The 11,265-nt window shown below is 33.9% G+C and carries 3 protein-coding genes; all 3 read left to right on the top strand.

Annotation, left to right across the window (positions count from 1 at the left end; all coding sequences use genetic code 11):
- On the top strand, window positions 1-872 hold an 872-nt coding region (locus tag ACJMLD_RS06805), incomplete at its 5' end, for an Ig-like domain repeat protein (RefSeq protein WP_405269649.1).
- A 187-nt stretch (window positions 873-1,059) separates the two neighbouring features.
- Entirely contained in the window at window positions 1,060-3,537 is a 2,478-nt protein-coding gene (locus tag ACJMLD_RS06800) for a DUF3344 domain-containing protein (protein WP_405269646.1), read from the top strand.
- Between the two features lie 427 nt (window positions 3,538-3,964).
- The coding region (locus ACJMLD_RS06795; RefSeq protein ID WP_405269643.1) for a DUF3344 domain-containing protein at window positions 3,965-11,265 on the top strand (7,301 nt) is incomplete at its 3' end.

The following is an 11,265-nucleotide window of genomic DNA, read 5'->3' as shown; positions in this document are numbered from 1 at the left end:
TTGTGAGTAAGGTTGTTCCGTCTATGTCTGTTTCTGCTGGGGATATTTGTGTTGGTGATGTTGCAAAGGTCATTGTTGAATTGCCTTCTGATGCTTCTGGTAATGTAACAGTAAATGTTGACGGTAAAGAGATTACAGCAGTGCCTGTAACTAATGGTAATATTGACATATTTTTATCTGATTTAAGTAGTGGAAATCATTCAATTGAAGTTACATATTCCGGTGATGATAGATATGCTTCTGAATCTGCCGATAGTTCTATTGCTGTTGAGAAAAAAGCTACACATATTAAAGCAGCTAATTTCAATCGTCTTGCAACTGATTACTATGCTGGTGAAAGAGGTGCAAACCATATTGGTTACTTATTAGATCAAAATAACAATCCAGTAATCAATAGATTAGTCCATATCAAAGTTAATGGAAAAGTGTATGATGTCAAAACAAATAAGAAAGGTGCATTTAAACTACAAATAAACTTGAATACGGCAAAGGTATATGCATATAAGATTACTTTTAAGGGTGATGATTCATATACAGCATCATCAAAATCAATAAAATTGAAAGTGACTAAAAAATCGACTTCAATAAAAGCATCTAGTAAAGTATTCAAAGCTAGAACAAAAACTAAAACAATTAAGATTACCTTAAAAACAGTTAAAAACAAATACAATGGTAAAATTTACCTTAAAAAAGGTAAAAAGATAACTTTAAAAGTTAAAGGTAAGACCTATACTGCAAAAACAAATGCTAAAGGTGTCGCTAAATTTACCATAAAATTAACTAAAAAGGGTAAATATTCCGCTACAATCAAATTTTCAGGCGATAAAACCTATAAGGCATCCAGCAAAAAAATTAAAATAAAAATTAAATGAAGAGATTAAATTCTCTTTTTCTTTTTTTATTCAAAATTAATGAAATGTCTAATGATTTTGTCTTATTTTTAAAAAAACGTAATACTTTCATATATTTATTTAATAGACAAGTAATATTTTAGTTAAATATATTACTACGCGATTTTTATATTTATTATTATAACTAAAATTTTAAAGGAGGTTAATTTTGATAAATAAAAAATCGATTTCCTTGTTGATATTGATATGTATATTGGTAATTTCTATATCTGGAGCATCCGCTTGTGATGGGGATAACGTCACTATAAGTGTTGCAGATGAAAATACTGAAATAATAAATGCCGATATTGATGATGGAAATTTGGAATTGGATGACAGTGATGATGATGTGTTGAGTTATCAGAGTTCTTCTTCAGATTCATTGATAAAACTTGATGAAGAGGATATTGCTATTGCGGAATCATCCCTTCCAACTACTGTGGATTCAATGTATCTGTCTGAAAATGGTGTTGTTTCCGGTGGCGCTAAGTTAATTAGTGTAAATCCATGGACAACTAATGCTAACCTTGATTATACAATCCCCAATGATGTTGAAGAGATTAAATCCGCACTTGTTATTGTGAATTCTTATTCCGGCAGTGGTGATTCTGATACTTATGCATTGCATTCTGATGTTACTTTAACAGCTGATTCAACTGTAGCTTTAGGTTCTGAAGATTTAACTTTCTCAGGTAATCAAGCGAATGACCCTGTGGTTTATGTGATTAACGACCACACTACTAAACAGTATTCTGATTATCAGTATATTTATAATATAACTAATAATATTTCTACTTTAAATGCCGGAAGTTCTCTTAGAATCGATGTTAATAATTCTAGGTATGGCAGTTATAATTTTGATGGCAGAATTAAAATGGTTACTTTGTTCTTGGCTTATGATGATGGTGATAATGATAACATTACTTATTGGTTGGATGTCGGTCAATCCTGGACTAAATCATTGAAATATGAAAGCATAGCTACTAGTTCATATGAGGGTAAAGACGACAATCTTACTTTAGAAACTATTGCATTATCTTCCAATTATGCTCAAGAATATTGCTTAAATGGAAATGAATTGGCCCATCCTACTGAGATTTATAAAGGTAATTATTATATTAATGCATATTGGAATTCTGAAAATCATAATCTAACCGATTATTTCAACATTGGTGATGATACTGAGATTTCTTATAGTGCTGATTCAGGAGGTTGGGGTTCTTATAAAACAAATATTTTATTATTAACCGCAACTGAAAAAGAATCGCCCAAAACAATCATTGATGCAAATGACTTTGTCATGACTTATAAGGACGGCAGCAAGTTGGCCGTAAGGTTAACTGATTCTCAAAATAACCCGATTTCCAATGTTATTATTAATGTAAACAACACTCTTGGTGTTTACAAGTATAGAACTGATGCTAATGGTATTGCAAATGTACCGGTTAGCTTGAAACCTGGAGAATATAGTTTCATCATCGCTTATAACGGTGATGCTATCAATTCAGCCGCTAATACTACTGTTTCTGTAACTGTAAATAAAATTAAGACTATTTTAACTGCTGAAGATGTAACCGTACCGTATAAGGAAAATAAAAACTGCACTATTGCATTGACTGATATTGATGGCAACCCAATTTCCGGGGTCACTCTCAGCGTTTATAATGGTGCCAGAACTTTAAAATATCGCACCGACAGTGATGGTATTGCAAATGTTCCTATTTCATTAAAAATTGGCGAATATACATTCACAACCACATTTAATGGCAATAACATTTATGAAGCATCAAATACCACAAACACAGTCATTGTTAGCAAAGCCACTGTTAACATGGAAGGGGATAATATTTCTGTAATGTATAATGACGGATCAAACATGTCAGTCAGATTAACTGATGTAAATGGAAATCCTATATCCGGCCTAACAGTCAAATTTGACAATGGCGTAACTGCTTACAGATACCGTACTGATGCCAATGGGGTTGCAAGTGCCCCTATTAAGTTAAAAATAGGCAATTACACATTAAAAATTAGTTTTGCAGGCAACAGCATTTATGAAGCGACCAACATTACCAGAACATTAACAGTCAATAAATTCGTTCCTAATTTGGATGCTTCCGATGTTAGCATTTCTTATAAAAATGGTAATCTGACAGCTAGATTGACAGGTATCGATGGTAATGCTATTGTTGGTGCTACAATCAAATTCACCAATGGTGCAAGCACTTACAGATACCGTACAGACAGTAACGGTGTAGCAACCGCTCCTATTAACTTAAAACCGGGAGAATACAATTACACAATCAGTTATGATGGAAACTCAATATATGCTGCAACTAGCACAGCCGCAACTGTTGTTGTAAACAAGGCCGACGTTGTTTTAACTGCTGATGATATTAACATGACTTTCAAAGACGGCACCAATTACACAGCAAAATTAACTGATGTTAACGGAAATGCGATTGCCGGAGTCATCGTTAAACTCAACAACACAGTAAAGGTTTATAAATACAAAACAGATGCTGAGGGCATGATTCATGTGCCTATTAACCTAAGATTAGGTGAATATGCATTTACCGCTTTCATCGAAGGCAGTGATGTTTACAACCCATGCAATGTAACAAGCACGGTTGTCATAACAAGATGAAAATTTTTTTTAAATGGGCTTATTTAAGCCTACTTCTTTTTATTTTAATTATATTTACATGTCTTATTTTTTTAACAGTAATTAATTTTTTACTTTGGCAATAGGAAAAATAATGGCATATTTTTTTGCATATGGATTGTCTGTACAAAAAGAGTATTTTTTTTTAATCGAAATTTTCATTTTGTGGCTGGTTTTTTAATTAAAAACATTATTGTTGCCTACATGGCATGTAATTGAATTTATTGCCGTAAGTATTAAAAATAACAATAAAAGTAATATTCAATTATGATTATATATTAGAAAAGTAATATAATATTATGGTTATATATAATTTTTGTTGTTATTGTTTTAGGTAGCACTGTTTTTCATTAAATAACGGTGTTATTTTATTTATAACCGACATGTAATTAAGGAGGAAAATATATTCATGAAATTAAGTAAGGTATCATTTGTCATTATGGTGCTTTTAATAGTCTTATTGTCTATTTCAACGATTAATGCGGAAGAAATAGATGATTCCATAAGCGATTTAAGCACAAGTAATGATGATATTGATTTAAATAATGATGAAATAGTTTCTTTAAGTGTGGCGAACGATGAAGAAATTTTGGACTACTCCAATCAGGATAAGGAGTTCTATATTAACTTCGATGAAGAGGATATTACTATAGCTCCTGGTGAATCTGTAGATATCCAAGGGGATATTTGCTTTAATGGTGGTAGTTCAAAAGTACAAAGAGGCGGTTTTGATGTAGGCTATTATGTTGATGATTTATATAATGGTGATGCATCAATAAGTAGTAATGGTCATTTGTCTTTCAGTAAAAACCTTAATTTGGCTGAAAGGTCTACACCATATAAGATTAACTTCGCCCCTAATGATAGTCCTGAGTACTGGGATGAATTCTGTCCAGATGCCGAAGGCGAAGTGGCTGCTTCCTGGGTTTTTGTAACTGTACAAACTCCAGTTATTGAAGATCCAACTGTAATATATGTAGATTCCAGCTATGCTGGTTCTGATTCTGACGGTAGCTTAGCAAAACCATATGCTAAAATCAATGATGGTGTTGGTGCTGTAACAGCTGATAAAAAAACAGTTCACGTAGCTGACGGTACATATAACGGTGAAGGCACTATAACTATCAATAAAAATATGGATATTATCGGTGAAAGCAGTGGTGTAATTGTTAACAATGCCATTTTCAAATACACTGCTGATTTGACTGCAACATTGGTTAACTTAACAATTAATGGTGCAAATTCCGCTACTACCGCTGCAATCGACATTGCTAAAAAGGCCATCGCTTTGAATGTAACTAATGTTACCATTAATAATTGGGTTGTTGAAGGTTCCAATTCTGTTATTCTATCAAAATCAACAAGCCCTGTTGTTTTGGATAATGTAAATGTTTTAAATACAAAAGGTACCGCAGAAAGTGGAACTGCCGCTTCCAGTGTGATTTTTGCATCAACTACCACTGGTGGACTTACCATTAAGAATTCATGCATTAACAATACCCAATTCTTAGGAACCACCAATTCCAATGGTGTAGTAAAATGTGTTGGATCAACAGTCAATATGGATAATGTAACCATATTCAATACTACTGGACGTTCATCCGGTTTGTTCCATCTCGGTACAAATGGTGCTGTTGTCAAGGTAGATAATTCTAAAATCTTAGGCAATAACATTCAAGGTTCATCATCCGGAACAACTGCAGCCAATGGTGTAATGTTTTATGCGGCCGGAGGCAGTTCAGCTAAAGCTAACATTACTGTTGAAAACAGCATTATTAAAGATAATATTGTTAAAAACCATTTGGCCTATACAAGTTATGGAATTGTGACTTTGAATTATAATGCTATAACCGGCAATACACAATCCAGAATGATTTATTCTTCAAAAACAGGAGATGTGTTCAATGCAGATTATAACTGGTGGGGAAGCAACACTAACCCTGACCCTTCAAAAATCGATAATAACATTATAATGAACGTAACTTATGATGAAAGCACTGCTATTGTCGGTAGTGACGTATTAATTACTGCTGACTTTACTAACTGTAATTCTAGTGGAGTTATAACTCCATTGCCTAAAAATATTGGAAATTTAATTGATGTAAACTTTAATGATGAAGTAACTGCTACTATTGACAATGGTATTGCAACTGCAAGCATTCCTGTCACTAGTAGGGTAATGACTGTTGACATTACAGCTGATGATGAAGCACAACAACTCACCATAAACTCTTTCTCACCTATAATCTATGTGGACTGCACATATGATGACGATGATTCCGATGGTAGTGAGGATAGGCCATATAAAACAATTAAGGATGGTATAGCTGCTGCTATTGACGGTCAAACTGTTTATATAGCTAATGGTGAATATAATGAAGGTTCCATATCTGTTGCTAATAAAAACATTAATATTACTGGTGACACCAAAGATCAGGTTATTGTAACAAAATCTACATTTGCAATCAGCGGTACTGCTAATGTCAATGTATCTAATTTAACTATCAAAGATTCAACTTCTACTGTATTTACTGTTTCAAACAATGCTAATCTTAATATAGATAATGTTAATTTCTTTGATATTAATGCTCAATATAGTTATAATTCCGGTGCTATTCTTAGAAATACTGCTACTGGAACTGTAAACATGAAAAATACATTGATTAACAATGCTAGGGCTCCTGAATCTTCATCAGTTATTTGGTTCCAGCCTTCTGCTTCTACATTATATTTAGATAATGTAACTATTACTAATTCAGCTGCAGGATTTGCTTTATATTACTATGGCAATCCTCTTCCTAGTGTCGCTGTAAATAATTCAAGAATTGTTGATAATAGATTATTAACAGGAGGCGGTAATAGAGGTTATGTTGTTAGTGGTAATGCAGTGACTATTGAAAATTCTGTAATAAAAAATAATACTGGAAGATCATTTATAACAGGTTCAAATTCAAGAGTTAACTATAATGTAATTTGTGACAATGAGTTTACGGAAGGCATTTCTTTACCATCCGGCAGTAATTTTGATTACAACTGGTGGGGTAGCAATGCTGCACCTAAATCAACTATCAATAATCCTGTTGTCATGACTACATCTTTCACTCCGGCTACTGTCAATTCCGGTGAAAACGTTACAGTTACTGCTGATTTCACTAACTATAATGCTAGTGGAACAGTAACTCCATTAAGCAAAAATGTCCCTGACATTGAAGTCAATTTCAACAATGTCGTGACAAAAACTACAAATAATGGAATAGCTTCAGCAAGCGTTAAAGTAACTGAAAAGAAAAATGTCGTTTCTGTCATTTCAAGCGATGAAGTGCAGAATCTTACTGTAACTATAAAGGTAATTCCTGCTGGTCAAGTTGTTCCAACAATACCATTAATTGACAGCGGTGTCGTTTCTGGTGGAGTTGATTTATATTCCGTAAATCCATGGACTACCAGTGGTTCATTAACATATACAATTCCGGAATCCATGAGTAATCTTAATTCTGCATATATAATTGTAAATGATTATTCAGGTTCTGGCGGTAATAATTATGCTCTTTATTCTAATATTACTTTAGAAATAGACGGTTCTACAATACCTATAGCATTTGAAGCTTTAAACCTCAGCATTGCTACTGGTGGCGATGAAAACGTATATAGCGTTGACAATCATGCAAATAAACAATACAGTGATTATCAGATAATTTATGATATTTCAGATGAGTTAACTGATTTGAATGCTGGGGATTCATTTAAGGTGAATGTAGCAAATTCACAATACCCTGGCAAACAATTCGATGGAAAAATTAAAGAGATTACTTTATTGTTCACATATGATGATGGGGATAATGATAACCTAACCTATTGGTGTCATGCTGGCCAGTTATGGGGATCTGGTGAAACAACTTTCACAATCAACACAAGGGGTTATAATGGAAAAACCGATAATGTTTCATTCAGAACAATTGACTTGTCATCCTCTGCTGGAACAATAAGCATTAATAATAATCAAATAACTCCTGCTTCAACTGGAGGTAACTATTATCACTTCAACACCTTTGAAAACATTAGTTCAGTATTCAACAAAGGTTCCAACACCGTTTATAAAGCAGTGCCTGGTGGCGCTTCTTACAAAACAAGTGTTGCTTTATTGGTTGCCAGTGAAAAAGAACCTCTTCCTGATGTTGCAGTAGATAGTGTTTCAACTCTCAATAATAATATTATTTTCCCAGGTCTCAACAATACATTGACTATTAAAGTAAATAATAATGAAGTCAATGCAATTGAGAATGTTCGTGTTGAGTTATATTCTAATGAGAGTGATGAATTAATAGGCAGTTATTCATTTGATTCATTGGCATCAGGCACTTCTACAATTTCATTAGTTGATCCTACTATTAGACCAATTACTGAAAATACAGTGCTTCCTGCTGCTAACAACAATAAAGTTAGTTATACTGCTAAATTGTACTATTACAACAATTTAGTTTCTCAAAAGGTCATAACTCCATCAGTCGTGTACAACGGTTATTTAAATAGGACCTATGCATTTAACGGCAGCGGCAATATAATTAATAGAATCTATTCTGCAACCGGTGACGTAATTATTTCACCTCAAAGCGATTCACAATATAAGAGTGTTGGAGTATTGGGCAGAACTGAAACCTGGAACATCGAAACTCCTGAAGGTGCAGTCATAAGCAAAGTGTTCGTATACTTCCCATACAACTGGGATACATCTTATTTCCCTAATGGTTGGACAGTATCATTCAATAATCATGTAATAACCAACGATTACATTTCTCATGTAACCGATAAATCCAATTTAGGTTATCGTGGTTCTGAAGTGGAATACGGTCTTGTCGTATATGATGTAACAGACTACTATAAAGCTAATCAGGAAAACGTATTTGACTTATCACTTGGTGGACAAACAGCTTTATATCCAAGTACTCTTGTCGTATTGTATAACACTACTGGAAGCAGAACTATAAAAGATGTCTACTTCACTGATACCTGTGATGTATTATATCCAAATTACAATATGGTAGGATATGATTATGCAATGAAAATGAATATTCCATTCAATAATATTAATGTGGATAATTTATTAAGTGCAAATTGGTATTCATTCAGTGGTTCATCAAGCGGTAATGTTGATTTGAAATTCAATGACAACATTAAATCTTCAGCATTTGCCGGTTGGACTGCTAACGATGCAAAAGCTTATGTGCTCAACGTAACTGACGATATCCAATCCAACAATGATGTATGGTTCATCACCAAAACAACCTCTTCAACAACAGTCGGATTAGAACAAATCTTAGTCGTTGAAAGGAAAAATATCGTTCCATGGGATGTGGTTTATGTAAATTACACAGGTGGAAATGATGATAACTATGGTGACAATTGGAATGAAGCAGTTAAAACACTTGAGCAAGGTTTAAACCGTGTAAAAGCTGGCGGAACAATTTATGTAACATCTGATGATGTGATATATCTTAATGCTTCTACAAGCGCAAACGGTATTACTATCAACAAGGATGTTTCAATCATCGGATATGAACAGGCAACAATTCATGGAAAGAATAGCGGTAGAATTTTCAACATTGCAAATGCAAAAGTCAATTTAACCAATTTAACACTAACCAAAGCTACCCGTAGTTCCGGTGGTGCAATGACCGTAAGTGGTTCTACTTTAATCATAGATAACTGTACTTTCTCAAACAATAATGCAGGTACCGGATACAGTGATGTTGGTGGAGCTATTAATACAGCATCATCTTATGTAACTATTAAAAATTCAGTATTTGATTCCAATGCTGCCGGAGGAAAAGGTGGTGCAATAAATGCTGAAAATAACAGGGAATTAATCATTGACAATTGTACATTTACAAATAACCAAGTTTTATACTCATATGATACTTGGAGATATGGTAGTGCAATTGCTGGTGCGGGTACTGTAACAATTAGTCAATCAGTATTCACCAACAATAATAAGGCTAATGGTAGATCTGTTAATATGGTTGGTAGCGGTACTTTAACAATCACTGATTCAATATTATTGGATGGATCACAAAGTGTACAAAAATATAATAGCGGCGCTACTTTAAATGTTGATAATAACTGGTGGGGTAACACCAATGAAAATAAAGACAGTTCCCCAAGCGCATTAGGCTATACTGTTGCTACCGTAAACACTTATTTAATTTTAAATGCATCTGCTGATGATTATGATTTATTCGTTGGCGATGAGGCTATTGTCACTGTTAGTTTGAATAATTTATATTCCGATGGTCAAGTAAGCGTTTATGATCATGCTTTACCTGCTATTAACTTAACAATTGCTGCTGTCAATGGTACTGCCGATAAGGATTCTGTTGTTCTTGTGGATGGTGTTGCAAATGTAGTCTACACTGCTGGAACTGTTGGTAATGGGTCTTTAACTGCAGATTATAATGGTATTTCTACTACTGTTAACTTTGAAATTAATGAGATGCCTCCTGCTGCTGCTGAAGCTACTTTGAAATCTGAATATACTTCTATTCCTAGCATTTATGCAGGTGTTGTCAATAATTTAACTTTAACTGTTGCCAATACTGGTAGTGCTGGCGAAGATGTTGTTATTAAAGTTTTAATTGGTGACGAGTTAGTTGGTAATGTTACTATTGCCGATTACGCTGCTGGTGAGACTTATAACTTTAATTTCATTGATGAGACTATCAGGCCTATTACTGAAAATACAGCTATCGGCAATAATAATGAGAATGTTACCTACACAGTTGTTGTTGAAGACGCTAATGGTGTGATTAACAGTACTGATTTCTCATTTGTTGTATTGTATAATGGTAATTTAGGTAAGGATTATGAATATCCTAGTGCTGATCCTACTGTTAGGGAATTCACTGCATCTGATGTGATTGTTTTAACTAATGGTACTTATAGTGCTGGTGCTGCGACTAACAGGACTGATGTTTATAATGTTGCTTTAGATGGCAGTGTTAGTGAAGCATTGTTATATGTTTCATATAATTGGGATAAGGCTGCAGGTGGAGACTTTAATACCTGGAATGCAACTTTCAATAATCAAGCAATTGTTCCTGTTGCTAGTTATCGTGATCAAGGTAACTTAGGTAAATACGGTGCTTATGGTTATGGTTTAGTTGTTTATAATGTCACAAGTCTTGTAGCTGACGGTGAAAACACCTTTGCACTTGAGAAAGTTAAAGGTAATGCTGCTGTCTATCCAAGTTCATTGATTGTTTTAGTTGACGATCCAAGCAGTCTTGTTGAGAAAACTGTTTACATTGTTGAAGAGGCTGATTTATTAGCTAAAACCAATAATAAGAATTTAGAGGCTAGTTTCACTACTTTATTCGATACTATTGATGGTAATGCTACTTTGTATGTATTTGCTGCTGGTGCTCAAGCTGGTGAAGGTAACTTGATTATCAATGATGATGTTAAATCTGATGTTTGGTCTGGAACCAGTAGTACATTCGATATTTATGAGACTGATGTTGCTGCAGGCAATATCTCTGTCAAATTCGAAGCAACAGGCAGTACTATTTTAGGATTACATCAAATGGTTGTTGTTGAAAATGCAGTTGAATTGCCTACTGCTGAGACTACTTTGAAATCCGAGTATACTTCTGTTCCTAGCATTTATGCTGGCGTTCCTAACAATTTAACTTTAACTGTTGCTAATAATGGTGTTGC

The sequence above is a fragment of the Methanobrevibacter sp. genome, assembly GCF_045112895.1.
Lineage (GTDB): Archaea > Methanobacteriota > Methanobacteria > Methanobacteriales > Methanobacteriaceae > Methanocatella.
Note: the sequence above shows the minus strand (reverse complement) of the source record. Positions and strands in the feature narration are given on the sequence as shown.